We start from the raw sequence: 25,617 nt of genomic DNA on the forward strand, positions 1-25,617 counted from the left end.
TTACGGGCTCGCAACGAAAAGGAATACGCCAAGTGGCACGTATTGCAGGGGTCAACATCCCCACAGCCAAACGGGTTCCGATTGCTCTGACCTATATCACAGGCATCGGTAACACCTCCGCCCGCGCAATCTGCGAAGCGGTCGGCATCGAACAATCCCGCCGGATCAACGAACTCAGCGACGCCGAAGTCCTGAAGATCCGCGAGCACATCGACGAAAACTACACGGTCGAAGGTGATTTGCGTCGCGACACGCAGATGAACATCAAGCGTCTGATGGACCTTGGCTGCTATCGCGGTCTGCGCCATCGCCGGAACCTGCCCGTTCGCGGTCAGCGTACCCACACCAACGCTCGCACCCGCAAAGGCCCCGCAAAGGCCATTGCCGGCAAGAAGAAATAAGGGGACGCACAGATGGCACGCGATACACGCAAGACCAAACGCAAGGTCTCCAAGAACATCGCCGCAGGTGTGGCGCATGTGAACTCTTCGTTCAACAACACCAAGATCCTGATCTCGGACGTGCAGGGCAACGCAATTGCATGGTCTTCGGCAGGCACCATGGGGTTCAAGGGTTCGCGCAAATCCACACCTTACGCCGCCCAGATGGCGGCCGAAGATGCGGCACGCAAGGCGCAGGAACACGGCGTCAAGACAATCGAAGTCGAAGTGCAGGGCCCCGGTTCGGGTCGTGAGTCGGCTTTGCGCGCCTTGGCTGCTGCCGGGTTCAACGTGACATCCATCCGTGATGTGACGCCGATGGCCCACAATGGCTGCCGCCCGCCCAAACGCCGCCGCGTCTAAGCGACATATGAATTTCTACCGGGGCCGCGTGTTTTTGCACGGCCCCAATCCGCTTTTTTGAAACCTCGGGCGCTTGTTTTTTAGGACATGGAGAACGAGCAGGAATGGAGGGACGCATGATCCACAAGAATTGGGCTGAACTGATCAAGCCGCAACAACTGGAAGTGAAACCGGGCAATGAACCCGCGCGCCAGGCCACTGTTGTCGCCGAACCGCTGGAGCGCGGCTTTGGTCTGACGCTGGGCAACGCGGTGCGCCGCGTGCTGATGTCGTCCCTGCAGGGCGCGGCCATCACATCCGTACAGATCGACAACGTGCTGCACGAGTTCTCGTCCATCGCCGGTGTGCGCGAAGACGTGACCGACGTGATCCTGAACCTCAAGCAGGTGTCCCTGCGCATGGAAGTCGAAGGCCCCAAGCGCCTGTCGATTTCGGCCAAGGGCCCCGGCGTTGTGACGGCTGGTGATATTTCGGAAAGCGCGGGCATCGAGATCCTGAACCGCGATCTGGTTATCTGCCACCTCGATGACGGTGCCGACGTGTTCATGGAACTGACCGTCAACACCGGCAAAGGCTATGTTTCGGCTGACAAGAACAAGCCCGAAGACGCGCCCATCGGCCTGATCCCGATCGACGCGATCTATTCGCCCGTCAAGAAGGTCAGCTATGACGTCCAGCCCACCCGCGAGGGCCAGGTGTTGGATTATGACAAGCTGACCATGAAGGTCGAAACCGATGGCTCCATCACGCCGGATGATGCCGTGGCCTTTGCTGCGCGCATCCTGCAGGATCAGCTGGGCATCTTTGTGAACTTTGACGAGCCTGAGTCGGCCAACCGTCAGGACGACGACGATGGTCTCGAGTTCAACCCGCTTCTGCTCAAGAAAGTGGACGAACTGGAATTGTCCGTGCGTTCGGCGAACTGCCTCAAGAACGACAACATCGTCTATATCGGCGATCTCATCCAGAAGACCGAAGCAGAAATGCTGCGCACGCCGAACTTTGGCCGCAAGTCGCTGAACGAGATCAAAGAGGTGCTGTCGGGCATGGGTCTGCACCTTGGCATGGATGTCGAGGACTGGCCGCCTGACAACATCGAGGACCTCGCCAAGAAGTTCGAAGACAACTTTTGAGCCGTAAGGTGGGCAGGATTGCCCACCCTACATCACGACTGGGTGGCGACACCCCAAGGAGAGCCGCGGACACGCATCCAAGGCCGGACAAAGTAAAACAGCCCGTAGAGGGCACCAAATCGGAGACTAGAAAATGCGTCACGCACGTGGATACCGCCGCCTGAACCGCACCCATGAACACCGCAAGGCGCTGTTCAGCAACATGGCCGGCTCGCTCATTGAACATGAGCAGATCAAGACAACCCTTCCCAAGGCCAAGGAATTGCGCCCGATCATCGAAAAGCTGGTCACGCTGGCCAAGCGCGGCGATCTGCACGCCCGCCGTCAGGCCGCCTCCAAGCTGAAGGAAGAGCAATACGTTGCCAAACTGTTCGAGGTGCTTGGCCCTCGCTATGCCGAGCGTTCGGGCGGGTATGTGCGCGTTCTCAAGGCGGGCTTCCGCTATGGTGACATGGCGCCCATGGCGATCATCGAATTCGTCGACCGCGACCGCGACGCCAAGGGCGCTGCGGACAAGGCCCGCGTTGCAGCCGAAGACGCCGCCGAAGAATAAGCTCAGCTTACGTGCTGTTCTGGTCAAACCCCTGCCTCTGGCGGGGGTTTTTCATTTCCGGGGGTCTCACCTGACCATCTGTGTCCCTTGCAATCCCACGTGGTCATTTGCATATTTTTGGAACAATGAAATACCTCATCACCTTTCTTTTTTGCGTGTTTCCCATATTGGTTGTGGCACAAGCCCGCCTGCCTGAAAGCAGGTCCGAGATTTCGCTGAGCTTTGCGCCACTGGTGCGCGACACCGCCCCTGCGGTTGTCAACATCTATGCCAAGGTGATCACCCAGACCCGCCAGCGCACGCCCTTCATGAACGATCCGTTTTTCGAGCGGTTTTTCGAAGGCTTTGGCCAGCCCCAGCCGCGGGTGCAGAACTCGCTTGGTTCGGGCGTGATCCTGTCTGCGGACGGGATCGTGGTGTCGAACTATCACGTGGTTGGTCAGGCGACCGACATTCGGATCGTGCTGAACGATCGGCGCGAATATACTGCCCGCGTGCTGTTGGGGGATGCCGAAAGCGATCTCGCCATCCTGCAGATTGATGGGGTCGAGGGCCTGCCGTTTCTGCCCCTGCGCGACAGTGACACCGTCGAAGTGGGCGAGCTGGTGCTGGCCATCGGCAATCCGTTTGGCGTGGGCCAGACAGTGTCGTCGGGCATCGTGTCCGGCCTTGCGCGCTCAGGCGGGGCCAATGGTGGCGGCCTTGGTTATTTCGTGCAGACCGACGCGCCCATAAACCCCGGCAATTCGGGCGGCGCGCTTGTGGGCATGGATGGGCGGCTGATCGGGGTGAACACGCGTATCCTCAGCCGCTCGGGAGGCTCGAATGGCATCGGCTTCGCCATTCCGTCCGATCTGATCGCTGCGTTCATGCGACAGGCCGAGGCGGGCAATGACCGTTTTGTGCGCCCTTGGGCGGGTGCCACCGGGCAGGTGGTCGATGCTGATCTGGCGCAGATGCTTGAACTAGATCGGCCCGGCGGCATCATCCTGTCGGGCCTGCATCCCGCCAGTCCGCTGGCTTCTGCAGGGTTCGAGGTTGGTGACGTGGTGCTGGCCGTGGACGGGGCCGAGGTGCACAGCCCCGGCGAGATGTTGTTTCGCATGGGGCTGGCCAGTGCGAGTGATACCGTTACCATGACGCGCCTGCGCGAGGGTGACACTGCGGAACTGACCGTCACGATGATCCCCCCACCCGAGGACCCGCCGCGCGGCGAGATCACCCTGTCCGAAGATGCAAGCCTGCCGGGGCTCAGCGTGGCCCGCGTGAACCCGGCCGTGATTTCTGAATTGCGGCTGCCGCTTGTGTCGGACGGTGTCGTTGTCACCGGCCTGGGCACGCTTGGTGCGCGCGTTGGTCTGCGTGTCGGGGATATCCTGCAGGTCATTGATGGGCGCGAGATCGTTGAACCTGAGGATGCGGCAACTGCGCTGGAACGCGCCCGCCGGGGCACCCGCGTGCAGGCCTTGCGCCGGGGTGGCCGCGTCATGTTGCGCTTTTAGATGGCGGACCTGTTTGCCTCTGAGCCGAGCATTGATGCAGGCCACCGCCCGTTGGCTGACCGTCTGCGCCCCAAGGTTCTGAGCGAGGTCATTGGCCAGCGGCAGGTGCTCGGCCCCGATGCGCCGCTCAGCGTGATGCTGGCGGCCGGCGCGTTGGGCTCGCTGGTCTTTTGGGGGCCGCCCGGTGTGGGCAAGACCACCATCGCGCGCCTTCTGGCGCATGAGACCGACCTGCATTTTGTGCAGATCAGCGCGATTTTCACAGGCGTGCCGGACCTGAAAAAAGTGTTCGAGGCCGCACGCATTCGTCGCCAGAACGGGCAGGGCACCTTGCTGTTCGTTGACGAAATCCACCGCTTCAACAAGGCCCAGCAGGACGGTTTTCTGCCGCATATGGAGGACGGGACGATCCTGCTGCTGGGTGCGACCACGGAAAACCCCAGCTTTGAGCTGAACGCCGCTGTTCTGTCCCGCGCGCAGGTGCTGGTGCTGGAACGGCTTGACCTCAAGGATCTTGAGTTGATGGCGCAGCGCGCGGAACAGGAGCTGGATAAAGCCCTGCCGCTGGATGAACCGGCCCGCGAGGCGCTGCTGGAGATGGCCGATGGGGACGGGCGTGCGCTGCTCAACCTGATCGAGCAGGTCGCGGCCTGGAGGATTGAGGGCAAGCTGGACAGGGATGCGCTGGCCACCCGCCTGATGCGCCGGGCCGCGCAATACGACAAGTCCGGTGATGCCCATTACAATCTGATATCGGCCTTGCACAAATCGGTGCGCGGATCGGACCCGGATGCGTCGCTGTATTGGTTTGCGCGCATGCTTGAGGGGGGCGAAGACCCCCGTTATCTCGCCCGGCGCATCACCCGCATGGCGGTCGAGGATATAGGCCTAGCTGACCCGCAGGCCCAAGCGGTGTGCCTGCAAAGCTGGGAGACCTATGAGCGTCTCGGCAGCCCCGAGGGCGAGTTGGCATTGGCGCAGGCCCTTGTCTACATCGCGCTCGCACCCAAATCGAACGCGGCCTACAACGCCTATAAGGGCGCGCGGCGGGCGGCCAAGCAGACCGGATCGCATCCGCCACCCAAGCATATCCTGAATGCGCCAACCGCGCTGATGAAGGATCAGGGATACGGTGCGGGCTATGCTTATGACCACGACGCCGAGGATGGGTTTTCCGGGGCGAACTACTTTCCTGACGGGATGGAGCGCGCCGACCTCTACCAGCCGGTCGAACGCGGGTTCGAGCGCGACCTGAAAAAGCGGCTGGAGTACTTTGCGCGGTTGCGGGCCAAGCGGAACACCTGAGCGCGCTTGACTCTGCTGGCCGAAGGGACGACAGACCGCGCATGTTTACAACCCTTTCTCTTGTGGCCCTTGGCGGGGCGATTGGCGCGTCCTTGCGCTGGCTGACGGGCGTGGCGATGCTGCGCGCGCTGGGTCAGACTGATTTTCCACTGGCCATCATCAGCGTCAACGTCATCGGGTCCTTCCTGATGGGTGTTTTTGTTGTGGCCGCCGCGCAAAAGGGGCTGACGCATCTGTCGCCTTTGGTGATGACCGGCATTCTCGGCGGGTTCACCACCTTTTCGGCCTTTTCGCTTGAGACCATGACGCTGATCGAACGGGGGCAGGTCGCCTCGGCCAGCCTTTATATCCTGTTGTCGGTCGGCCTGTCCGTGGGCGCATTGGCGCTGGGCCTGATCCTCGCGCGGGGGGTGTTTGCATGAGTGGTGTTCAGACGATCACCGTGGGCGAGGACGAGGGCGATCAGCGCCTTGATCGGTTCCTCAAGCGCCGCTTTCCGCAGTTGTCCCAGGGCATGGTGGAAAAGATGTGCCGCAAGGGCGAATGTCGCGTGGATGGGGGCCGGGTCAAATCCAACTCGCGCGTGGAAGAGGGCCAGCAGGTCCGGGTGCCGCCTATCCCCGACAGCAAGGCGCCGCCGGTTGAGCGCACGGGCGTGTCCGAGGCCGACACCAAGCTGATCCAATCCTGCGTCATTTACCGCGACGATCATGTGATCGCGATCAACAAGCCGGCGGGTCTGCCGACCCAGGGCGGTTCGGGCCAGACCCGCCATGTGGACGGCATGGCCGAGGCGCTGATGTTCGGGTTCGAGGACAAGCCGCGCCTTGTGCATCGTCTGGACAAGGACACATCCGGCGTGCTGCTGCTGGCCCGCACGCGTCTGGCCGCCAAGGCGCTGACAGCGGCGATGCGCCACCGCGAGACGCGCAAGATTTACTGGGCCTTGGTGGCCGGTGTGCCCACGCCCTATCTGGGCGAGATCAAATATGGGCTGGTCAAGGCCCCCGGTCGCGGCAAGGGCGGCGAGGGCGAAAAGATGATCGCCGTCCACCCGCGCGAGGTCGAAAACACGCCCGGCGCCAAACGGGCGGCGACGCTTTATGCCACGCTATACCGCGTCGCCTCGCGTGCGGCATGGGTCGCGATGGAGCCGATCACCGGGCGCACCCACCAATTGCGCGCGCACATGGCCGAGATTGGGCATCCGATCATTGGCGATGGCAAATATGGCGGCTCGGGGCAGGAAAACCTTGGCGATGGCTGGGGCGCGCAACTGGGTGGGATCATCTCGAAAAAACTGCACTTGCACGCCCGCATGATGCGGTTCGAACATCCTCATACCCGCAAGGTTATCACGGTCACCGCGCCGATGCCCGATCACATGGCCGCCAGTTGGGACACCTTTGGCTGGACTGAGGATCTGGCCGCCGAGGACCCGTTCGAGGACATCTGATGCGGCTGGTGATCTTTGATGTGGACGGCACGCTGGTCGACAGTCAGGGCGACATCGTGGCCAGCATGACCGCCGCCTTTGAAGATGCCGGACTGCCTGTGCCGGTACGCTCCAGAATCCTCAGCATCGTGGGCCTGTCGCTGGACGTGGCCATGGGCGAACTGGCGCCGGGTGCGGACACAAACCGGATGGTGCGCGTCTACAAGGACGCCTATGCGCAGCTGCGCGTGTCCAAGGGGGCGGCGTCTTCGCCGCTATATCCCGGGGCGCGGGCGGCGCTGGATCACTTTGCGGGCCGCAGCGATCTGGTGATGGGTGTGGCCACGGGCAAATCCAAGCGTGGCCTTGATGGTCTGATCGAGGCGCATGGGTTGGAGGATATGTTTGTCACGCGGCAAGTCGCAGATTTCCACCCCTCCAAACCGCATCCGTCGATGATCCACACTGCGCTGGACGAGACGGGGGTTGCGCCGGGCGATGCGGTAATGATTGGCGATACGCGATTTGATATGGAGATGGCGGCCAATGCCGGTGTGGCGGGCATTGGTGTGACGTGGGGGTACCATCCGCGCACGCAGCTTGGTGCGGCGCGGCACATCATCGAGGACTTTCGCGATTTGGCAGGGGCGGTCGACGCCCTGTGGGAGGGGCGCATATGAGCGAGTGGAAACAAAAGCGATTCTGGACAACCGTGGCGACCAAAGAGGGCGCAGAGGGCTGGACCATCGAGCTGGACGGACGCGCGGTCAGGACACCGGCCAAGGTTGCGCTGCTGTTGCCCACATCCGCACTGGCGCAGGCCGTTGCCATAGAATGGGACGCGCAGGAGGGCGAAATTGACCCCCTGTCGATGCCTTTCACCCGCTCGGCCAACGCGGCCATCGACAAAGTGGCGATTCAGCACGGTGAAGTGGCCGATATGCTGGCCGGTTACGGGGATGCGGACCTGCTGTGTTACCGCGCGGGCAGCCCGACCGAGCTGGTCGAACGCCAGTCCGCGGCGTGGGACCCCTACCTTGACTGGGCGGCAGAGGCGCTGGGCGCACGTCTGCACCCGCGCATCGGGGTGATCCACGAATCACAGGACGCCGAGGCGCTGAACCGGCTGTCAGAGCGGGTGCATGCCATGAGTAATTTCGAATTGGCGGCGTTTCACGACCTTGTCAGCCTGTCCGGATCGCTGATCCTGGGTTTCGCCGCCGCTCAAGACTTGAACCCCGCGCCCGAGATTTGGGCGGCCAGCCGGGTCGATGAAATCTGGCAGGAAGAGCAATGGGGCGCGGACGAAGAGGCGCAAAGCGTTGCAGAAATCAAGAAAGCCTCTTTTTTGCATGCCAAATCCTTCTTTGATGCGGCGCGCACGCCGTAAACGGCTTTGGGGGGAAGGGCTTTTGCAAAGCGCCCAATAATTCAGCAAAAGCCATCGGGTTTGGTGATGCTGCTCTTGACGTTTTGGCATGAATCCTAGCAAACTACGGCCCACTAGGTGGGGATGAACCCCTCTGGGATCACGTCCGGCATGCCTGATCACTCTGCATGCATCGGTCGAACCGCCAAAACATGGCGGAAAATCAGGAAGAGGTAAGTAATGAAAAAATCCGTATTCTTAGGCGCGCTCACTGTTGCCGGTGTCGCAGCCGGTGCTGCGGCAGCTGGCACGCTTGACGACGTCAAGGCACGTGGCACGCTGAACTGCGGCGTGACAACCGGTCTGGTCGGCTTTGCGGCGCCAGATGCGAACGGTGAATGGAAGGGCTTTGACGTCGCGGTATGCCGCGCTGTTGCCGCTGCCGTTCTGGGTGACGCATCCGCCGTTGAGTTCGTTCCAACCACAGGCAAGACACGCTTCACAGCACTTGCTTCGGGTGAGATCGACATGCTGGCGCGTAACACCACATGGACATTCTCGCGCGACGTCGACCTCAAATTCGAATTCGTCGGGATCAACTACTATGACGGCCAAGGCTTCATGGTTCCAAAAGAACTGGGTGTGTCCTCGGCCAAGGATCTGGACGGCGCGACTGTCTGCATCCAGACCGGTACAACAACAGAGCTGAACCTCGCGGACTTCTTCCGCGCCAACAACATCAGCTATGAGCCTGTGCCAATCGAAACCAACGCCGAAGGCAACCAGCAATACCTTGCCGGCGCCTGCGACACGTACACCACGGACGCGTCCGGTCTGGCCGCTTCTCGTGCAACATACGAGAACCCGGGCGACCACGTCATTCTGCCCGAGATCATCTCCAAAGAGCCTCTGGGCCCGCTGGTACGTCACGGTGACAACGAATGGGCGGACGTCGTGCGCTGGACTCTGAACGCACTGATCGCAGCTGAAGAGCTGGGCGTGACATCGGCCAACGTTGCTGACCTGTCGTCTGCAGCCGGTGACAACCCTGAAGTGAACCGCCTGCTGGGTACCGAAGACACCCTGGGCGAGATGCTGGGTCTGGACGCTGACTGGGCGTCCAAAGCGATCACCGCAGTCGGCAACTACGGCGAGATCTTTGAAGGCAACATCGGCGAATCCACTCCGATCGGTCTGGCCCGTGGCCTGAACGCTCAGTGGACCGAAGGCGGCCTGCTTTACACGCCTCCTTTCCGCTAAACACAATCGCCAAGGGGCGCAGGGTCAAACCTGCGCCCCTTGCACATCAGGGGCAATAGATCGCTGATAACAGCGGCACCCAGCCTCTAAAATAGCCAGCAACAAACAGCCCGGTCCTGCGCATTACGCGCGAAAAATCCAAAAAAGACCGGCACACGGGGACCATCCAAATGACGACGATCACCGACCCGCCACAGGGTGCATTCCGCCTGTCGATGCTGATCAATGACACGCGGTACCGATCCTATACGTTCCAGTTTATCGCATTGCTCGCGCTGATCTCGGCTTTTGCCTATCTTGGCTCGAACCTGTTCAGCAACCTCGCAGCGGCCGGTCTCAACATCTCGTACGGCTTTCTGGGGACCCCGGCCGGGTATGACATCAACCAGACGCTGGTTGAGTATAACAGCCAGTCCACCAATGCACGGGCGGCCCTCGTCGGCATCCTGAACACGCTGCTGGTCGCCTTTCTGGCCTGCGTCACGGCCACTGTCTTCGGCGTCGTCGCAGGTGTCTTGCGCCTGTCCAACAACTGGCTCGTCAGCAAGCTGATGTCGTTCTACGTCGAAATCTTTCGCAACATTCCGGTCCTGATCTGGATCATCATCATCTTCACCATCATGATCGCCGTCCTGCCCGGGCCGCGCGCCTTTCGCGGAGACGAGCCCGAAGCGAGCATGTTCCTGAACGCCATCGCGTTCACCAACCGGGGGGTCTATATCCCCGCACCGGTCTGGGGGCCGGGGTCGATGCTGGTTGTGGCCACGTTCATCCTGTCGGTGATCGGCGTGTTCGCCTATCGCCGCTATGCCACCAAGCTGCTTTATGACACGGGCCGTCTGCTGCCCATGGGCTGGCCAAGCCTTGCAATCCTGTTTGTCCCGACCCTGCTGATCTATTTCGTAATGGGCATGCCCATCGGTCTGGATTATCCCGAACTCAAGGGCTTTAATTTTGCCGGTGGGATCAAGGTCGGTGGACCGTTGATCGCGCTGTGGTTCGCCCTGTCGATCTACACCGGAGCCTTCATCGCCGAAAACGTGCGCGCGGGCATTCAGGCCATCTCCAAGGGTCAGACCGAAGCCGCCGGAGCGCTGGGCCTGCGGTCGGGTCGGATCATGAACCTTGTGGTGCTGCCCCAGGCGCTGCGGGTCATCATCCCGCCGCTGATCTCGCAATATCTCAACATCACCAAGAATTCGTCGCTGGCGATTGCGGTGGGCTATGCCGACATCACGGCGACGCTGGGCGGGATCACCCTGAACCAGACGGGGCGCGCAATCGAATGCGTCCTTTTGCTGATGTTGTTCTATCTCACGATCTCGCTGTCGATCTCGGCGGTGATGAACGTCTACAACAACTCTGTTAAGCTGAAGGAGCGCTGAACCATGTCGGACTCACAGACAAATTCCGTCGCCTTCGTACGCACCGATCCGATCCCACCAGCGGCGCCGCCCTTCACCACCTCCGGGCCAGTCAAATGGGCCAAGGACAACCTGTTCTCTACCCCCGCCTACACCCTGCTGACCGTCGCCGCGCTTTATGTGATCTACCTGATCCTGTCCAACACGCTGCCGTGGATTTTCAACGGGGTCTGGAACACCTCCAGCCTCGCGGAATGCCGTGAAGTGCTGCAGGGCGTGTCAGGCGGGTGCTTTTCCGTTCTGACAGAGCGGTGGAACCAGCTGATCTTTGGGTTCAAATACCCGGTCGAAGAATACTGGCGCCCCTCAATGGCCTTTTTGCTGTTGTTCGTGGCCGCCGCCCCGGTGCTGTTTTATAAACTGCCACGCCAGTTGCTGATCATAACGGGCCTGTTTCCCTTCGTCGCCTTCTGGCTGATCTGGGGCGGCACCATCCTTGCGCCCCTCATCGCGCTGGCGGGTTTTATCGCGGGCTACCTTGTCTACACCCGCCTTGTGACGTTCAGCTTTGCCGCCGGGTTCTTTGGTGGCATTGCGGCCGCGTTCGTCGTGTGGATCGTGGGGGGCGAATTGATCCCCGAAGGTGCAAGCGAGAATGCGTGGCTGGCGCCTGTGGCCAGCCGGGATCTGGGGGGCTTTATGCTCAACATGATGCTGGGGGTCACCTGCGTGTCCCTGTCCCTGCCCATCGGGATCGCGCTGGCGCTGGGGCGTCAGTCGGACATGCCGCTGATCAAATGGATCTGCGTGGTCTTCATCGAGTTCATTCGCGGTGTTCCGCTGATCACGCTGCTGTTCGTGGCAAGCGTCATGCTGGCCTATTTCTTTCCACCTGAATCCTCGACCGACCTGTTTGTGCGGGTGGTGATCATGATCACCATGTTCTCGTCGGCCTATATCGCCGAAGTGATCCGTGGCGGGCTTGCCGCCCTGCCGCGCGGACAATACGAAGCAGCGGATTCACTGGGACTGGACTATGCGCAGGCCATGCGCCTGATCATCCTGCCGCAAGCGCTCAAGATTTCGATCCCCGGGATCGTCAACATCGCCGTGGGCCTGTTCAAGGACACCACGCTGGTGTCGGTGATTTCGATGTTCGACATCCTTGGCATGATCCGTGGTCCCATTCTCGCCGCGACCGAATGGAACGGGGTTTATTGGGAACTGCTCGGCTTTGCCGCACTTCTTTTCTTTGTCGTTTGCTACGGCATTTCACAATATTCGCAGTGGCTCGAACGCCAGCTCGCGACCGATCACCGCTGATAAGGAGTGGCTGACATGAACACACAAGTTGCACAGAACATTTCGACCGAGGTCGCGATTTCCATCGAGAACATGAACAAGTGGTATGGCACATTCCACGTGCTGCGCGACATCGACCTGACGGTGTATCAGGGCGAGCGGATCGTGATTGCGGGCCCGTCGGGCTCGGGCAAGTCCACCTTGATCCGTTGTATCAACGCGCTTGAGGAACACCAGCAGGGCAGCATCACCGTGGACGGCACGTTGCTGTCTTCGGACCTCAAGAACATCGACAAGATCCGGTCCGAAGTTGGCATGTGCTTTCAGCACTTCAACCTGTTCCCGCACCTGTCGATCCTCGAGAACTGTACGCTGGCCCCGATCTGGGTGCGCAAGACACTCAAAAAGGAAGCCGAAGAGATCGCGATGCACTTCCTTGAAAAGGTGAAGATCCCGGATCAGGCCGACAAGTATCCGGGTCAGTTGTCCGGTGGTCAGCAGCAGCGTGTGGCAATCGCGCGCTCACTGTGTATGCGCCCGCGCATCATGCTGTTTGACGAACCGACATCTGCCCTCGATCCCGAGATGATCAAAGAGGTGCTCGACACCATGGTGGAGCTTGCCGAAGAAGGCATGACCATGCTGTGCGTGACGCACGAAATGGGCTTTGCCCGTCAGGTGGCCAACCGCGTGATCTTTATGGATGAAGGTCAGATTGTTGAGCAGAACGAGCCTGAAGAGTTCTTTAACAATCCGCAGTCCCCACGGACGCAACTGTTCCTGAGCCAGATCCTCGGGCACTGATCCCCGTAGGGCGGACCTGTGGTCCGCCTTACAACATCATCTCGCGCGGTATCGCGAAATCGATTGGCTGGCCACTGCGCCAGCCAATGTCGTTCCAGCCTTTGGCCTCAAATCGGATCACGGTTGTGGCGCCGGTCGGGTAGTCGACAAAGCGGGGATGGCGCGGCGGGTGTGCCACAAGGCGCTGCGCGAAATCGGCAATCCCCGGGTTGTGGCCAAGCATCAACAAGCAAGGGCTGGTCTGGTCGCGTAGCACGTCCAGCATCACCTCAGGACCCGCATGAAAAAGCGTGCGCGTGTAGCTGACCGGCACAACAAAGCCGAGCCCGGCAAAAGTCTGGCCCGTGCGGGTGCTGCTGGAACTGACCACCTGATCAGGCACATGTCCCTGCGCGCGCAGCCAATCACCCATGGCTGCGGCCGAGGCGTGGCCGCGAGGGTTCAGGGGGCGGTCGTGATCAGCGAGGTTTGGATTGTCCCAACTGGATTTTGCATGACGCATCAGGATCAGGGTAAGGCTCATCCGCGAAAGGCCTCCATGTGAAAGGCGCTTTGGGCGGCTGGCCGGGCAAAGCGCTGACTGACAGGGCAGGCGCGGCGCACCTCGCAGCCCATGGTCATGCATTGCCCGCCGCCGGGCGTATCAAGATACGCCTTACAGGCCGGCACATCGTAAAGCTCCGTAGCCGAAAGGGCACCGACAGGGCAGGCGGTGACGCAGGGGCGATCGGTGCAGGTCGCGCAGGGGCTTTGCCCTGCCTCAGGTGCCTCCAGCGGCGCGGGCAGTGTCAGCGCCCCCCGGATCGAGATCATCAACCCAGCAGTGTCGTGGATCATCATGCCCGTCGGACTTTGCCAGAAGCGCCCCGTTGCCAGCGCCCATGCAATGAACGGCGCGTAGGGTGGTCCGTCGGATGGATAGGTCGCCTTGGCCCCGATCTGGTTTGCCAATGCGTTCAGGATGCGCTTGGACCAGCGATCCACAGGATCCTTGGCCTGATCATGATATTCCGGGCTATGCGTAAAGACGTCCCACCACCCCGCATCTGTGCCGATCAGCACCCGCGCTGTGTCATGTCCCATGACCGTCAGACCATGGGGCGCCACAGCCTCCGCGATCTGTGTCAGGGTCATTTTCGTGCAAAGGGCAGGCTGAGGGACCAGCCGAGGCGGGCGGGCCGGTCGTCCTGCCATTCCAGACCCACGGTCATGCCATCATGGCCTTCGCGGGGTTGGGCGATATAGGTGCCGAACATCTGGTCCCAGATCGACAGCGCAAAGCCGTAATTGCTGTCATGCTCGTCCCTGTGCACCGAATGGTGCACCCGGTGCATGTCCGGCGTGACCAGGACGCGGCGCACAATCGCATCCAGCCACAGCGGCAGGCGGATATTGGCGTGATTGAACATGGCCGTGCCGTTGAGCATGATTTCGAACAGGATCACGGCGATGGCGGCGGGACCCAGCAGGTAGACGACGCCGATCTTGAGGATCATCGACAGTGCAATCTCGACCGGATGAAAGCGGATGGCGGTGGTCACATCCATGTCCACATCGGCGTGGTGCACGCGGTGCAGACGCCACAGCAGCGGCACCTTGTGGGTGATCAAATGCTGCGCCCAGATCACGAAATCAAGGATCAGGATGACCGCGATAATTTCGATCCAGCCGGGCAGCATCAGCGCGTTGAACAGACCCCAGCCCTGCGCCTGTGCATCAACGGCCGCCCCAACGGCCAGCAGCGGCAAGACGATGGCCATGAGCCGCAGCAGCGCGGCATTGGCAATGGTGATGCCCCAGTTGGTGACCCAGCGCATGCTGCGTTTCTGACTGCGCACACGGCGGGGCGCAAAGGCCTCGGCGGCCGCCAGAATTGCAAACAGGCCCAGAAAGATGATCAGGCGTATCGTGGCTTCGTTTTCCATGGGCCGAATGTATTGCCTGTGCGCGCGGACGCAATGTGGCCGATAGACACGTTTGTGTCACCGGGGGCGGATGATCGACCCTGCGCCGTGGTTGGTAAAAAGTTCGAGCAAACAGGCATTTGGGGCGCGCCCGTCCAGAATGACCACAGCGCGCACACCGCTTGCAATCGCATCAAGCGCGGTTTCCGTCTTGGGGATCATGCCGCCCGCGATCACGCCGTCATCGGTCATCTCGCGAATCTGGTCGGCGGTGATGTCGGTGACCACGTCCCCGGCGGCGTTCTTGACGCCCGAAACATCCGTGAGCAGCAGCAAGCGATCCGCTTTCAGTGCGCTTGCAATCGCCCCGGCAGCCGTGTCGCCGTTGATGTTGAATGTCTCGCCATCGCGCCCGGCCCCCAAGGGGGCAATCACGGGGATCATCGACTGTTCAAACAACGTTCTGAGGATCGAGGGGTCCATTTGCGACGGCGTGCCGACCAGACCCAGTTGCGGGTTGGTCTGATCGCAAATCATCAGGTTGGCATCCTTGCCCGACAGGCCCACCGCGCGTCCGCCCGCGCGGTTGATCGCCTGCACGATGCGTTTGTTCACCACGCCCGACAGCACCATTTCCACCACTTCCATGGTGGCCGCATCCGTGACCCGCTTGCCGTTCACAAAATCGGAACGGATGTCGAGGCGTTTGAGCATGTCGTTGATCATCGGCCCGCCGCCATGCACGACCACCGGGTTCACCCCGACCTGACGCATCAGGACAACGTCGCTGGCAAAGCTCTCCATCGCCTCGTCGCTGCCCATGGCGTGGCCGCCCAGCTTGATGACGACGGTCGCTCCCGCATAGCGCTGCAGGTAGGGCAGGGCCTGGTTGAGGGTGCGTGCGGTGGCGATCCAGTCACGGTTCATGTCTTGGGTTTTCATCTTTGCGTCACTGTGTGCGGGTTGGATAGTGTCATGCCCGACCTTGCCGCGCGCGCCAAGATTTTTTGCGCTGATGGCGTCCGCGCGTTACGTGAGCGTGGCGATTATGGCGCGCAAGGTTGCGATCCCATCGCCCTTTTCGCTTGAGGTCAGCACGATTTCCGGAAAGGCGGCGGGGTGCTTGGACAAGGCCGTCCGGGTCAGGTCGAGCACACGTTCGCGATCGGCGGCCTTGACCTTGTCGGCCTTGGTCAGAACGCATTGAAAGGCGACCGCCGCACTGTCGAGCAGCGACATGATTTCCTCGTCCACCTTTTTGACGCCATGACGCGCATCAATCAACACAAAGGCGCGGCGCAGGGTCTGGCGTCCTGAAAGGTATTGTTTGAGCAGCCTTTGCCATTTTTCCACCACCGGCAGCGGCGCATTGGCATAGCCATAGCCGGGCAGGTCGACCAGGTAGTGACTATCGCCTGCGGTGAAATAATTGATTTCTTGCGTACGGCCCGGCGTGTTCGAGGCCCGCGCGAGGCCCTTGCGCCCTGTCAGTGCATTGATCAGCGTCGATTTACCGACGTTCGAGCGGCCCGCAAAACAGACCTCGAGCCGGTCTGCTGGTGGCAGGCCGGACATAGCAACCACGCCTTTGACGAACTCGGTTTCGCCCGCAAACAGCAACCGCCCGCGTTCTTCGGTCTGGGGATCGGGGGCCTCGGCGATGGGGAAGGGCAATTGCATCACAAAACCTCGACACGTGCGCCAACGGTGACGGTTCCGGGGGTGATCACCTCGGCATTGACGCCAAAATCCTTGTGGCCAAAGTGGGTGTCGAGCACGGACAGGATGTCGATGTCACGCTCGCCCGTCATTGGGTTGGTGTGGGTCACGGTGCAGCGTTCGATCCGTTCGCGCACCCGCAGGGTTGCCTCGCCGATGCGGACATCACGGCCCAGCCACTCCAGTTCGGCCCAGGCTGGAGTATCCTCCAGAAAGATGTTGCCACGCCAGCGTTCCATCTCGAGAGGCGTGCCGACGGCGTCGGCGACAGCGTCGTGGCTGGCCATGTTCATGATCGAGATGCAGGGCAACGCACTGTCGGTCATGCCGCGTCCCGGGGCGCTGACGATGCCCGTTGGTCCGGAACGGTTGTCCGGACACAAGGGTGCGACCCAGTCCAGAAATCGGGCCACGTCCTCTGACGCGTCGGGACGAAACGTGATGTCACCCAAATCTTTGTGGCGCAGCGTCAGTGTCGCCGCCGCTTCATCCAGACTGGCCCAGATGCCAAGCAGGCCAGGGGTGCGCGCGCCGATCATGAAGTTTCGGCAATGCGCCCAGGCCGGTGCTGCGGCGTCGAATTTGGTCGCCTCATGGGTCACGGCCCACACCCGATCCCAGGGCATTGTCTGCCCTTTGACCAGCGTGACCGTTTCTATCTGTTCGCGTCCGTGGCTTTTGATGGGATGCCGGTTCAGCGACGCGACGCGCATGCTCACTTCCCGCCCTTTTTGGTCGGTGCCTTGGAGCTGTTGGCCGCATCCGGTTTGGCGCTTTTCTTGAAGCTGCCTTTGATGTTGCCCAACAAGTCAGGTTTGTAGCCCTGACTGCGCATGATCAGATACTGCTGTGTGAACGTGATCGTGTTGTTGGCGATCCAGTACACCACAAGCCCGCTGGCAAATCCGCCAAGCATGAACATGAACACCCACGGCATCCACGCAAAGATCATCTGCTGCGTCGGGTCAGTGGGAGCCGGGTTCAGTTTTTGCTGCAGCCACATCGAGATACCCAGAAGGATGGGCAAGATACCGATAAAGATCAGGGCCATGATCGAATTGGGGTCCGGCGCGTCCAGCGGCAACAACCCAAATAGGTTGAAGATCGATGTCGGATCAGGCGCGCTGAGATCGCGGAACGGGCCAAAGAACGGCGCGTGGCGCAATTCGATGGTGACGAAAATCACCTTGTAGAGCGAGAAAAAGATCGGAATCTGCAGCAGGATCGGCAGACAGCCCGCGGCCGGGTTCACCTTTTCCTTCTTGTAAAGCTCCATCATCCCCTGCTGGAGCTTTTGCTTGTCCTCGCCGGCGCTCTCTTTGAGCTTTTCCATCTGCGGCTGAAGCTCTTTCATCTTGGCCATGGAGACGTAGGATTTATAGGCCAGCGGGAACAGGATCGCCTTGATCACAAGGGTCAGGCCGATGATCGCCCAGCCCATATTGCCGATGATCTTGTTCATCTCGTGCAGCAGCCAGAAGATCGGCTTGGTCAGGAAAAAGAACCAGCCCCAATCGATGCTGTCGATGAACCCCTCGACGCCGCTGCGCTGGTATTCGCGGATTGTTTCCCATTCCTTGGCCCCGGCAAACAGTTGCGTGGTGACGCTGACGGTGGCCCCTGCGGCGACGTCCTGCGTGGGCAGGCGGGTCACGGCGCGAAACACGTCCGTACGCGGCGCATAGGTCAGCGCCTGCTCGAAGCTGGGCACGCCTGTCGGGATCAGGATGGATTGCCAGAAGTGGTCGGTGAACCCGATCCAGCCTTCGCTTACGTCGCTTGTGACGATGGCGGGGCGGCCCCAGTTCGGGTCAACTTCGGCATCGGGCATGTCGTCCCAATCGGTTTCGGCCAGTTCGCCGTTGGCCATGGCCACAGCACCTTCATGCAGGATGAAGAAATTGCGGATATCCGTCGGTATACCGTGGCGCGTGATCATTCCGTAAGGTGCCGCGCGCACTGCGGTTCCGGATGTGTTCGTGATCGACTGGGTCACAGTGAAAAGATAGTTTTCGTCGACGCTGATATCGCGACGGAACACTTGGCCCACGCCGTTGTCCCATTGCAGCGACACGGGGCTGGTGGGGGTCAGCACCTCGCCTTCGACAACTTGCCAGATGGTGTTGGGGTCAGGCACGGCGGACGGATCAAGACCGCTGCCTGGCGCCCAGCCATGCAGGGCATAATAGGCACCCGGCGTGCCAACGGGCGAGAGCATCGTGACGATATCGGCGTCCGGTTCCAGACTTTCGCGGTAGTCCTTGAGACGCAGATCGTCCAGACGGCCACCGGCAAGAGAGATCGAGCCCGAGATGCGGGGCGTGTCGATGTCGATGCGGGGGGCATCGGCGGTCGCGTCCGCCTCATTGGTGGACTGCAGGGCGGGGGCCGTTTCGCCCGTGACGGGGGCCGCGGGCACAATCGCGTCGCCCGCATCAGCGGTCTCGGCTGCAGGCGCGTTGAGGGGAACCTCGGGCTCTGGTGGTGGGAACAGCACAAACCAGACCAGGATCACAAGGAAACTGAGCGCTGTTGCAAGAATGAGGTTCTTGTTCTGATCGTCCATCGGGGACTGCCACCTGCTGTCTGAAACGTTGGTCGGGTTCAACAGAGTGCAGACCCAAAGGTCAAGCGGATTCGGCCTGTTTTGGCCGTGTCGCCGTGGCGCAAGGGCATGTGGCATTGCCCGCGCAACGTCTTGGTCGGTGAAGTCGGGTGCGACGCGGGTTGCGATCCTTGGGCAGAAGGTTCAGCCGTCAGGAAAAGTCGCTGCCAAGGGGCTTAGTTCGAACGCCGCAGTGGAATGGGCGGCGCATCCTGCACCTTGGCGTCATGCGCGCGGATCCAGTCCAGCGTTTTTTCAAACGGCATGGGGCGGGCAATGCCAAAGCCCTGGACATAGTCGCAGCCCAGTTGCGCCAGCAGCGCATGTTCGCCGACGGTTTCGACCCCTTCGGCAAGGGTTTCGATACCCAGCCGTTCGGCCATCGTCAGCACCGCACTGATCATCCGCTGCTGTTCGGGATCGCGATCCGCTTTCATCACGAAAGACCGGTCAATCTTGATCCGTCCAACCCCAAAGCGGCGGATCGCGGACAGCGACGCATGTCCAGTGCCAAAGTCATCCAGATCAATCTGGCAGCCGAGCTTGGTCAATGCGTTGATATTCAGAGTGATCGTGTCGTCCAAACTGTCGGTCACCACGGTTTCCAATATCTCCACGGCCAGCCTGTCGGGTGTCAGACCAAAGCGGTCCAATTCCCAACTGATCTTGTCGACAAGACGCGGATTGCTCAGTTCGGAGCCGCTGAAGTTCACACCAACCTGTGGCACTTTCACCCCGGCAGCGTCCCAAGCCTTGAGGGCCGTAAACGTGTGATACATCATGACCTCTGCCAGACGCTCCAGCAGGCCGGCTTCTTCGATCGCGGGCAGGAATTCGGCCGGAGAGATCGCCCCCCGTTCCGTGTGAATCCAGCGCGCCAGCGCCTCGAATCCCGTTACCTTGCCCGTGTCAGTCGAGATTTGCGGTTGGAACCATGGCTGAATCTGTCCCTGTTCCAGAGCCACAACCACCTCATCCCGCAAGGTTGCACGGTTTTTCAGGCGCGAATGCAGTTCAGTGGAATAGGCGCGGACCGAAGCCGGGCCGCGTTGCTGCGCCTCGTTCAGGGCGGCGATTGCGCCATTGACCCAGTCATTTCCCGTCGTGCCCGGCGCGCGGTTCAGCAGGCAAAAGCCAACGCTGCTGGTCACGTAGATGGCCGTTCCATCAAGCGCAATCGGGTCCTCGATCGCGTTCTGGATACGGCTGCTCATCTGGATACAGCTTTCCAGGTCGAGATGCTTGACCGGACCGAGGCACATGGCAAAGCGGCTGTCGCCAATCCGACTGATCGCGTCGCTTTGGCGGGCGGCAGACTGGATGCGCTGTCCGATGGTTTTGAGAACACGGTCGACTGCGGCAGGCTCAAACCGCGACGTGAGCGTCGAAAATTCATCGATTTCCAGCACGAATACGGCGCTGGTGCGGTCCGTATCGGCAACATCCTCGCGCACTGTATGCACTTTGGGACGGAAGGCATCCGGTGCCATCAATCCCGAGACGGGAACCCGTGCCATCCGGCGTCTGACCAGATTTTCCAGCCCTCCGAAGATTATCCAGACAAAGGGGATGGACAGGGCAATAACGACAAGCGCAGGTTCACCCCCGACCCAGAATCCGGCAAGACACAGGGCCGGAACAAAGGCCAGCATTTGCGGACCGGAAAGCGCAGTCGTTATTCTGTTTCGAAATTCAGACGCGGAGTTCGGTAAGCGAAAGCGCATGTTCGGACCTCTTGAATGGAGCCTGCCGGATCATCGACACGCTTCCACACAGCTACGAGGCCTTGGTAAGCCGCTCTTTAACGCAAAGCGGGAATATCCTTCGAATTTTCCTCAACTTCGCCCGTTCTCAACGCAAGGCCCTGAAAATCAAAGAGTTTCGGATCAAGCAGGTGAGACGGTCGTGCATTCATCAATGACCGGAACATGACCTGCCGCCGCCCGGGGTTGTTGGATTCCCAACCATCGAGGATCTGTTTGACCTGCTGGCGCTGCAATCCGTCCTGGCTGCCGCACAGATCGCAAGGGATGATCGGGTAGTCCATCGCGCGCGCAAATTTTTCGCAATCGGCCTCGGCCACATGGGCCAGCGGACGGTAAAGAAACAGATCGCCCTCTTCGTTCACCAGCTTGGGCGGCATGGTGGCCAGTCGCCCGCCATGGAACAGGTTCATGAAGAATGTCTCAAGAATATCGTCGCGGTGATGACCCAAAACCACGGCAGAACAGCCCTCTTCCCGCGCGATCCGGTATAGGTTGCCGCGCCGCAGCCGTGAACAGAGCGCGCAGAACGTGCGCCCCTCGGGGACCTTGTCCATGACGATGGAATAGGTGTCCTGGTATTCGATCCGATGCGGCACACCCATCCGATCCAGAAACTCGGGCAGAACAGTTGCCGGGAATCCGGGCTGACCCTGATCCAGATTGCAGGCCAGCAGATCGACCGGCAGCAGACCGCGCCATTTCAGCTCGTAAAGCACTGCAAGCAACGTATAGCTGTCCTTGCCCCCGGACAGGCACACCAGCCAGCGCGCACCGGGTTCGATCATCCCGTATTGCTCGATCGCCTCGCGGGTGTTGCGCACGATCCGCTTGCGCAGTTTTTTGAATTCGGTGGTCGAAGGCGCACCGGCAAAAAGCGGGTGGATGTCGTCGCTGTCATCTAGCATGGGGGCCCTCTTGGGATGCTCGTTCCCCGCTCTATAGCACGCCTCTTGTGAACCAAAAGGGGTGGGCGCGCGTAACCCTGACAGACTGCGAAGGGATCTTTGGGATGTTGCGTATCGTTCTTGTGCTGGGGTTTGGCCTTTTGGCCGCCTGTACCGGCAAACCCGCCCTGCAGGATGAGAAGCTGTCAGGTGCCAAGCTGAACCTCGAAGAGTTCTTTGACGGCCGTGTGCTGGCCCATGGGCAGTTTCAGGACGTCTTTGGCACGGTCCGCCGCCGCTTTGAGGTTGAGATCAACGGGACGTGGGATGGCGAGACGCTCACGCTGGTCGAGGATTTCGTTTACGAGGATGGCAGTACCGAACAGCGCATCTGGACCCTGATCAAGACCGGTCCGGATACGTGGCGCGGCACCGCCCCCGGTGTGATCGGAGAAGCCACGGGCGAAGAGCGTGGTGACACATTCAACTGGCGATACGAGATTGATCTGCCGGTGCCCGATGGCACATTGCGTGTGACTTTTGATGATTGGATGTGGCTGCTGAGCGAAGACCGCGTGTTGAACCGCGCCTATGTGAAGCGGGCCGGAATCGACATCGGTGACGTCATCATCACCTTTGAAAAGCAGTGATCAGGGATCGTCCCGCTCGGGCACCGGATCATATCCGGTGCCACCCAGCGGATGGCAGCGCCCGATGCGGCGCAGGGTCAGCCAGGCGCCCTTGAACCCGCCGTGCTTGTGCAAAGCCTCAAGCGCATAGGCGCTGCAGGTGGGCTGATAGCGGCAGTTGAAACCCACCCACGGCGAGAACACGAGCCGATAGGCGCGCACGGGCAGGGACAGGACAAAGGCCAGGGGGCTCATATCGCACGCGCCAAGGCATCGCGCAGATCGGCCAGCATCAGATCGAAGGGCCGCGTGGCAGTGATGTCGGCCCGCCCGATCAGCACATAGTCGGTGCCCTTGACCCCATGTTCGGGAATTCCGAGGCGCGCGATTTCGCGCAGGCGCCGCTTGGCCCGGTTGCGCGCGACGGCATTTCCGACCTTTTTGGAACAGGTGAACCCGACGCGAATGGTCTCGTCGTCCCCGCGCAGTCGGTATTGAAGCACGAACCCCGGGGTCACAACGCGCCGAGCGCGTGCAGCTCGCAGAAAATCGGAACGGGCCTTGAGGGTTTCAATACGCAAATGCCCCGCCAAAGGCGTGCCCTGACCAACGGTGTCGTTGGGCAAAGGGGCCTCGGACGGGGTCATTTTGTAACCTGTTGTGGCGCGGTTTTAGGCGCTGAGCGACTTCCGGCCGCGCGCGCGGCGGGCGTTCAGGATTTTGCGGCCGGCTTTGGTTGCCATGCGTGCACGGAAACCGTGACGCCGCTTGCGCACGAGGTTCGAAGGTTGAAAGGTGCGTTTCATCGCTTTGGCTCCGGATCTATTGGCCCTTGCCCCGCGGATTCGGGATCAGGCAGTATTCGAAGCCCGTCCTCTAAAGCGCGCCACGGGGCAAGTCAAACCCTTGGGCGGGAAAAATGCGCGCATCTGCAACAATTCGACGCCATGTCGCCTTCTTTGTTTCACTAACCCCGATTTAACTCCGATTTCCGACACATCCGATCAACCGAGCGTGATGCGCCTGTTTTGAGGGGTGTGAAACGCACAGTTTGGGGTCACAACAGCGCCAGGCGATGGGGCTGAGCCATGAATGATGACGAAAAGGAAGACCAGATGTCCGATACAAGCCAGCCCGGCAACACCAGTTTGATGCGCAAGCTGCCCTTGATCATCATTTTGGCGGTTGCGGCCATCGGGGCGTTTACGCTCAAGGATTATTTGAACTTTCAGACGCTTGCGGACAATCGCGAGGCGCTGTTGTCCTTTCGTGACAACAACTACCTGCTGACGGCTCTGGTCTTTGTGACAGCCTACGCGGCTGTGGCCGGCTTCTCGCTGCCGGGTGCAGCGGTGATGACGCTGACCGGCGGGTTCCTGTTTTCAACCTTTCCCGGTGTGCTGTTCAATGTGACCGGCGCCAGTATCGGGGCCATTGCCATCTTTCTGGCGGCCCGTTGGGGTCTTGGTGAACGGCTGGCCGCAAAAATGGACACAAGCGACGGGCTGATCAAGAAGATCAAGGCAGGGATCGACGAAAACCAGTGGTCCATGCTGTTCCTGATCCGCCTTGTGCCTGCGGTACCGTTCTTTGTCGCCAATCTGGTGCCTGCGCTGGTGGGTGTGCCCCTCAGCCGCTACGCGATTTCAACCTTTATCGGTATTATCCCCGGTGGGCTGGTCTATACGTCGGTGGGCGCAGGCCTTGGCGAAGTGTTCGATCGCGGCGATACGCCGAACCTGGGCATCATCTTTGAGCCTGCGATCCTGCTGCCGATCCTGGGTCTGTGTGCACTGGCCGCCCTTCCCATCGTCCTCAAGGCCGTGCGCGGCAAAAAAGGTCTCTGATCCAAATGAAACGTATCAAGACGGATATTCTGGTCATCGGCGCCGGGTCAGGGGGGCTGTCCGTGGCCGCCGGGGCCAGCCAGATGGGGGCCGATGTGGTCCTGCTGGAAGGGCACAAGATGGGTGGGGACTGCCTGAACTATGGCTGTGTGCCCTCCAAGGCCCTGATCGCCAGCGGCAAGGCCGCTTATGGCCAAAGCCATGCGTCAGCCTATGGCGTCGCCGATGTGGTACCGAAAGTGGATTATGCCGCCGCCAAGGATCACGTGCAGGGGGTCATCGCCCAGATCGAGCCTGTGGATTCGCAAGAACGCTTTGAAGGGTTCGGGATCAACGTGATCCGTGAATTCGGGCACTTCATCTCCGAAACCGAGGTGCAGGCCGGCGACAACATCATCACCGCACGCCGCATCGTCATCGCCACTGGATCAAGCCCATTTGTGCCCCCGATCGACGGGATCGACACGGTGCCGTACCTCACCAATGAAACCCTGTGGGAGCTGCGCGAGCAGCCCAAACACCTGCTGATCATCGGCGGCGGACCCATCGGGATGGAGATGGCGCAGGCCCATGTGCGACTGGGATCAAAGGTCACTGTGATCGAAGGGGCCACGGCGCTGGGCAAGGACGACCCGGAAATGGCCGCCGTCGTGCTGGACAACCTGCGTGCCGAAGGGATCGAGATCGCCGAGGGTGCGCAAGCCGCCAAGATCGAAGGCTCGGACGGCAACGTCACCGTGCACACCGAGGACGGGCGCAGTTTTACCGGCTCGCACCTGCTGGTCGCAGTGGGGCGAAAAAGCAACACAAGCAGCCTGAAACTGGACGTGGCAGGCATCGACACCACCCGCTCAGGCGTCAAGGTCGACGACGCGCTGCGCACCACAAACAAGCGCGTCTACGCCATTGGTGACGTGGCGGGCGGACTGCAATTCACCCATGTGGCGGGCTATCATGCGGGGGTCATTATCCGCTCGATGCTGTTTGGTCTGCCCTCAAAGTCCAAGACCAGCCATATCCCATGGGCCACCTATACCGATCCAGAACTGGCGCAGGTCGGCCTGACAGAAGCTCAGGCGCAAAAGGAGCATGGAGACCGGCTTGAGGTTGTTCGGTTCCACTATGAACACAACGACCGCGCCATTGCCGAGCGCAAGACCAAGGGCCTGATCAAGGTCATGGTGGTCAAGGGACGGCCCGTTGGGGCCTCCATCGCAGGATACCAGGCGGGCGAGTTGATCAATCTCTGGGCGCTGGTGCTGGCCAACAAGATGAAGATGAGCCAGGTCGCGGCCATGGTCGCCCCCTATCCCACCATCGGAGAGGTCAATAAACGTGCCGCCGGGGCCTATTTCAGCCCGCGCCTGTTCGAAAGTGATCTGGTCAAACGGGTGGTGGGGCTTGTGCAACGCTTCATTCCCTGAACAGACTAC

General features: G+C 60.9%; 29 protein-coding genes. 17 read left to right on the plus strand and 12 right to left on the minus strand.

What is annotated here, in order from left to right; genetic code table 11:
• The first annotated feature begins 32 nt into the window (after positions 1–32).
• The 14 genes from rpsM (at position 33) to Q1A89_RS02455 (ending at position 12,830) form a co-directional block, all read left to right on the plus strand.
• Positions 33–401: a 30S ribosomal protein S13 gene (gene rpsM / locus Q1A89_RS02390; protein ID WP_299723215.1), complete on the plus strand. Its 369-nt coding sequence runs from the start codon at positions 33–35 to the stop codon at positions 399–401.
• 12 nt (positions 402–413) lie between these two features.
• The gene (rpsK, locus tag Q1A89_RS02395) at positions 414–803 is read left to right on the plus strand and encodes a 30S ribosomal protein S11 (protein ID WP_299723218.1); all 390 of its coding nucleotides are present in this window, start codon (positions 414–416) and stop codon (positions 801–803) included.
• A gap of 116 nt (positions 804–919) precedes the next feature.
• Positions 920–1,936, plus strand: a complete 1,017-nt coding sequence (locus tag Q1A89_RS02400) for a DNA-directed RNA polymerase subunit alpha (RefSeq protein WP_299723221.1) — start codon at positions 920–922, stop codon at positions 1,934–1,936.
• Between the two features lie 133 nt (positions 1,937–2,069).
• On the plus strand, positions 2,070–2,489 hold the full coding sequence (gene rplQ / locus Q1A89_RS02405) for a 50S ribosomal protein L17 (protein ID WP_299723224.1): 420 nt from the start codon (positions 2,070–2,072) through the stop codon (positions 2,487–2,489).
• Positions 2,490–2,614: 125 nt separating this feature from the next.
• A complete protein-coding gene (locus tag Q1A89_RS02410) occupies positions 2,615–3,991 on the plus strand; it encodes a trypsin-like peptidase domain-containing protein (protein ID WP_299723227.1) in 1,377 nt (458 codons plus the stop codon).
• Positions 3,992–5,296: a replication-associated recombination protein A gene (locus Q1A89_RS02415; protein ID WP_299723230.1), complete on the plus strand. Its 1,305-nt coding sequence runs from the start codon at positions 3,992–3,994 to the stop codon at positions 5,294–5,296.
• A gap of 41 nt (positions 5,297–5,337) precedes the next feature.
• The gene (crcB, locus tag Q1A89_RS02420; protein ID WP_299723234.1) at positions 5,338–5,718 is read left to right on the plus strand and encodes a fluoride efflux transporter CrcB; all 381 of its coding nucleotides are present in this window, start codon (positions 5,338–5,340) and stop codon (positions 5,716–5,718) included.
• Positions 5,715–6,752 carry an RluA family pseudouridine synthase gene (locus Q1A89_RS02425; protein ID WP_299723238.1) on the plus strand — a complete coding sequence of 346 codons (1,038 nt, stop codon included), beginning with the start codon at positions 5,715–5,717 and terminating at the stop codon, positions 6,750–6,752. The genes crcB and Q1A89_RS02425 overlap by 4 nt, the downstream gene beginning before the upstream one ends.
• The gene (locus Q1A89_RS02430; protein WP_299723241.1) at positions 6,752–7,411 is read left to right on the plus strand and encodes an HAD-IA family hydrolase; all 660 of its coding nucleotides are present in this window, start codon (positions 6,752–6,754) and stop codon (positions 7,409–7,411) included. The genes Q1A89_RS02425 and Q1A89_RS02430 overlap by 1 nt, the downstream gene beginning before the upstream one ends.
• A complete protein-coding gene (locus Q1A89_RS02435; protein WP_299723244.1) occupies positions 7,408–8,121 on the plus strand; it encodes an ATP12 family protein in 714 nt (237 codons plus the stop codon). The genes Q1A89_RS02430 and Q1A89_RS02435 overlap by 4 nt, the downstream gene beginning before the upstream one ends.
• A gap of 219 nt (positions 8,122–8,340) precedes the next feature.
• Positions 8,341–9,360, plus strand: a complete 1,020-nt coding sequence (locus Q1A89_RS02440; protein WP_299723247.1) for an amino acid ABC transporter substrate-binding protein — start codon at positions 8,341–8,343, stop codon at positions 9,358–9,360.
• Positions 9,361–9,530: 170 nt separating this feature from the next.
• Entirely contained in the window at positions 9,531–10,745 is a 1,215-nt protein-coding gene (locus Q1A89_RS02445) for an ABC transporter permease subunit (RefSeq protein WP_299723250.1), read from the plus strand.
• Between the two features lie 3 nt (positions 10,746–10,748).
• Positions 10,749–12,047, plus strand: coding sequence for an amino acid ABC transporter permease (locus tag Q1A89_RS02450; protein ID WP_299723253.1), 1,299 nt, complete (start codon positions 10,749–10,751; stop codon positions 12,045–12,047).
• A 15-nt stretch (positions 12,048–12,062) separates the two neighbouring features.
• Positions 12,063–12,830: an amino acid ABC transporter ATP-binding protein gene (locus Q1A89_RS02455; RefSeq protein WP_299723256.1), complete on the plus strand. Its 768-nt coding sequence runs from the start codon at positions 12,063–12,065 to the stop codon at positions 12,828–12,830.
• 28 nt (positions 12,831–12,858) lie between these two features.
• Here Q1A89_RS02455 and Q1A89_RS02460 read toward each other — a convergent pair whose 3' ends face one another.
• From Q1A89_RS02460 to ttcA, 9 genes are all read right to left on the minus strand, one after another.
• Positions 12,859–13,353: a histidine phosphatase family protein gene (locus Q1A89_RS02460; protein WP_299723259.1), complete on the minus strand. Its 495-nt coding sequence runs from the start codon at positions 13,351–13,353 to the stop codon at positions 12,859–12,861.
• Positions 13,350–13,964 carry a ferredoxin gene (locus Q1A89_RS02465; protein ID WP_299723262.1) on the minus strand — a complete coding sequence of 205 codons (615 nt, stop codon included), beginning with the start codon at positions 13,962–13,964 and terminating at the stop codon, positions 13,350–13,352. Before Q1A89_RS02465 ends, Q1A89_RS02460 begins: the two co-directional genes overlap by 4 nt.
• A complete protein-coding gene (locus Q1A89_RS02470) occupies positions 13,961–14,755 on the minus strand; it encodes a sterol desaturase family protein (RefSeq protein WP_299723265.1) in 795 nt (264 codons plus the stop codon). The genes Q1A89_RS02465 and Q1A89_RS02470 overlap by 4 nt, the downstream gene beginning before the upstream one ends.
• A gap of 57 nt (positions 14,756–14,812) precedes the next feature.
• Entirely contained in the window at positions 14,813–15,676 is an 864-nt protein-coding gene (gene argB, locus Q1A89_RS02475; RefSeq protein ID WP_299723267.1) for an acetylglutamate kinase, read from the minus strand.
• 87 nt (positions 15,677–15,763) lie between these two features.
• Positions 15,764–16,414, minus strand: coding sequence for a ribosome biogenesis GTP-binding protein YihA/YsxC (yihA, locus tag Q1A89_RS02480; protein ID WP_299723270.1), 651 nt, complete (start codon positions 16,412–16,414; stop codon positions 15,764–15,766).
• Complete coding sequence (locus Q1A89_RS02485; protein ID WP_299726038.1) at positions 16,414–17,166, minus strand: MOSC domain-containing protein; 753 nt, start codon at positions 17,164–17,166, stop codon at positions 16,414–16,416. Before Q1A89_RS02485 ends, yihA begins: the two co-directional genes overlap by 1 nt.
• 2 nt (positions 17,167–17,168) lie before the next feature.
• A complete protein-coding gene (gene yidC, locus Q1A89_RS02490) occupies positions 17,169–19,019 on the minus strand; it encodes a membrane protein insertase YidC (protein WP_299723273.1) in 1,851 nt (616 codons plus the stop codon).
• A gap of 215 nt (positions 19,020–19,234) precedes the next feature.
• Positions 19,235–20,710, minus strand: coding sequence for a bifunctional diguanylate cyclase/phosphodiesterase (locus tag Q1A89_RS02495; protein ID WP_299723276.1), 1,476 nt, complete (start codon positions 20,708–20,710; stop codon positions 19,235–19,237).
• A gap of 149 nt (positions 20,711–20,859) precedes the next feature.
• Positions 20,860–21,729 carry a tRNA 2-thiocytidine(32) synthetase TtcA gene (gene ttcA, locus Q1A89_RS02500; RefSeq protein WP_299723279.1) on the minus strand — a complete coding sequence of 290 codons (870 nt, stop codon included), beginning with the start codon at positions 21,727–21,729 and terminating at the stop codon, positions 20,860–20,862.
• A 104-nt stretch (positions 21,730–21,833) separates the two neighbouring features.
• Here ttcA and Q1A89_RS02505 point away from each other — a divergent pair, with 104 nt between their 5' ends.
• Positions 21,834–22,358, plus strand: a complete 525-nt coding sequence (locus Q1A89_RS02505) for a DUF3833 domain-containing protein (protein ID WP_299723282.1) — start codon at positions 21,834–21,836, stop codon at positions 22,356–22,358.
• Here Q1A89_RS02505 and yidD read toward each other — a convergent pair whose 3' ends face one another.
• From yidD to rpmH, 3 genes are read right to left on the minus strand one after another with little or no spacing between them, the layout of a single operon-like run.
• Entirely contained in the window at positions 22,359–22,592 is a 234-nt protein-coding gene (gene yidD, locus Q1A89_RS02510; protein ID WP_299723285.1) for a membrane protein insertion efficiency factor YidD, read from the minus strand.
• Positions 22,589–22,984: a ribonuclease P protein component gene (gene rnpA / locus Q1A89_RS02515; RefSeq protein WP_299723287.1), complete on the minus strand. Its 396-nt coding sequence runs from the start codon at positions 22,982–22,984 to the stop codon at positions 22,589–22,591. Before rnpA ends, yidD begins: the two co-directional genes overlap by 4 nt.
• Before the next feature lie 24 nt (positions 22,985–23,008).
• The gene (gene rpmH / locus Q1A89_RS02520) at positions 23,009–23,143 is read right to left on the minus strand and encodes a 50S ribosomal protein L34 (RefSeq protein ID WP_012177012.1); all 135 of its coding nucleotides are present in this window, start codon (positions 23,141–23,143) and stop codon (positions 23,009–23,011) included.
• A 309-nt stretch (positions 23,144–23,452) separates the two neighbouring features.
• Between rpmH and Q1A89_RS02525 the strand changes: the two genes are divergently transcribed.
• Together Q1A89_RS02525 and Q1A89_RS02530 are read left to right on the plus strand one after the other, a co-directional pair.
• Positions 23,453–24,184 (plus strand): TVP38/TMEM64 family protein, encoded by a 732-nt coding sequence (locus tag Q1A89_RS02525; RefSeq protein ID WP_299726041.1) that lies wholly within the window; start codon positions 23,453–23,455, stop codon positions 24,182–24,184.
• A 5-nt stretch (positions 24,185–24,189) separates the two neighbouring features.
• Complete coding sequence (locus Q1A89_RS02530) at positions 24,190–25,608, plus strand: FAD-dependent oxidoreductase (protein WP_299723290.1); 1,419 nt, start codon at positions 24,190–24,192, stop codon at positions 25,606–25,608.
• Positions 25,609–25,617 lie beyond the last annotated feature (9 nt).

This window comes from uncultured Tateyamaria sp. (assembly GCF_947503045.1).
In the GTDB taxonomy this organism is placed as follows: Bacteria; Pseudomonadota; Alphaproteobacteria; order Rhodobacterales; family Rhodobacteraceae; genus Tateyamaria.

Excerpts from the sequence above, each read along its gene's own strand:
- Q1A89_RS02485 (WP_299726038.1), bottom strand. The coding sequence starts at position 17,166 with ATGCGCGTCGCGTCGCTGAACCGGCATCCCATCAAAAGCCACGGACGC.
- Q1A89_RS02450 (WP_299723253.1), top strand. The coding sequence starts at position 10,749 with ATGTCGGACTCACAGACAAATTCCGTCGCCTTCGTACGCACCGATCCG.
- Q1A89_RS02465 (WP_299723262.1), bottom strand. The coding sequence starts at position 13,964 with ATGACCCTGACACAGATCGCGGAGGCTGTGGCGCCCCATGGTCTGACG.
- yidC (WP_299723273.1), bottom strand. The coding sequence starts at position 19,019 with ATGGACGATCAGAACAAGAACCTCATTCTTGCAACAGCGCTCAGTTTC.
- Q1A89_RS02445 (WP_299723250.1), top strand. The coding sequence starts at position 9,531 with ATGACGACGATCACCGACCCGCCACAGGGTGCATTCCGCCTGTCGATG.
- Q1A89_RS02400 (WP_299723221.1), top strand. The coding sequence starts at position 920 with ATGATCCACAAGAATTGGGCTGAACTGATCAAGCCGCAACAACTGGAA.
- argB (WP_299723267.1), bottom strand. The coding sequence starts at position 15,676 with ATGAAAACCCAAGACATGAACCGTGACTGGATCGCCACCGCACGCACC.
- rplQ (WP_299723224.1), top strand. The coding sequence starts at position 2,070 with ATGCGTCACGCACGTGGATACCGCCGCCTGAACCGCACCCATGAACAC.
- Q1A89_RS02430 (WP_299723241.1), top strand. The coding sequence starts at position 6,752 with ATGCGGCTGGTGATCTTTGATGTGGACGGCACGCTGGTCGACAGTCAG.
- Q1A89_RS02525 (WP_299726041.1), top strand. The coding sequence starts at position 23,453 with ATGTCCGATACAAGCCAGCCCGGCAACACCAGTTTGATGCGCAAGCTG.
- Q1A89_RS02470 (WP_299723265.1), bottom strand. The coding sequence starts at position 14,755 with ATGGAAAACGAAGCCACGATACGCCTGATCATCTTTCTGGGCCTGTTT.
- Q1A89_RS02460 (WP_299723259.1), bottom strand. The coding sequence starts at position 13,353 with ATGAGCCTTACCCTGATCCTGATGCGTCATGCAAAATCCAGTTGGGAC.
- Q1A89_RS02425 (WP_299723238.1), top strand. The coding sequence starts at position 5,715 with ATGAGTGGTGTTCAGACGATCACCGTGGGCGAGGACGAGGGCGATCAG.
- ttcA (WP_299723279.1), bottom strand. The coding sequence starts at position 21,729 with ATGCTAGATGACAGCGACGACATCCACCCGCTTTTTGCCGGTGCGCCT.
- Q1A89_RS02530 (WP_299723290.1), top strand. The coding sequence starts at position 24,190 with ATGAAACGTATCAAGACGGATATTCTGGTCATCGGCGCCGGGTCAGGG.
- crcB (WP_299723234.1), top strand. The coding sequence starts at position 5,338 with ATGTTTACAACCCTTTCTCTTGTGGCCCTTGGCGGGGCGATTGGCGCG.
- rpsK (WP_299723218.1), top strand. The coding sequence starts at position 414 with ATGGCACGCGATACACGCAAGACCAAACGCAAGGTCTCCAAGAACATC.
- Q1A89_RS02410 (WP_299723227.1), top strand. The coding sequence starts at position 2,615 with ATGAAATACCTCATCACCTTTCTTTTTTGCGTGTTTCCCATATTGGTT.
- Q1A89_RS02505 (WP_299723282.1), top strand. The coding sequence starts at position 21,834 with ATGTTGCGTATCGTTCTTGTGCTGGGGTTTGGCCTTTTGGCCGCCTGT.
- rpmH (WP_012177012.1), bottom strand. The coding sequence starts at position 23,143 with ATGAAACGCACCTTTCAACCTTCGAACCTCGTGCGCAAGCGGCGTCAC.
- Q1A89_RS02455 (WP_299723256.1), top strand. The coding sequence starts at position 12,063 with ATGAACACACAAGTTGCACAGAACATTTCGACCGAGGTCGCGATTTCC.
- Q1A89_RS02440 (WP_299723247.1), top strand. The coding sequence starts at position 8,341 with ATGAAAAAATCCGTATTCTTAGGCGCGCTCACTGTTGCCGGTGTCGCA.
- Q1A89_RS02415 (WP_299723230.1), top strand. The coding sequence starts at position 3,992 with ATGGCGGACCTGTTTGCCTCTGAGCCGAGCATTGATGCAGGCCACCGC.
- yihA (WP_299723270.1), bottom strand. The coding sequence starts at position 16,414 with ATGCAATTGCCCTTCCCCATCGCCGAGGCCCCCGATCCCCAGACCGAA.
- Q1A89_RS02495 (WP_299723276.1), bottom strand. The coding sequence starts at position 20,710 with ATGCTGGCCTTTGTTCCGGCCCTGTGTCTTGCCGGATTCTGGGTCGGG.
- yidD (WP_299723285.1), bottom strand. The coding sequence starts at position 22,592 with ATGAGCCCCCTGGCCTTTGTCCTGTCCCTGCCCGTGCGCGCCTATCGG.
- rnpA (WP_299723287.1), bottom strand. The coding sequence starts at position 22,984 with ATGACCCCGTCCGAGGCCCCTTTGCCCAACGACACCGTTGGTCAGGGC.
- Q1A89_RS02435 (WP_299723244.1), top strand. The coding sequence starts at position 7,408 with ATGAGCGAGTGGAAACAAAAGCGATTCTGGACAACCGTGGCGACCAAA.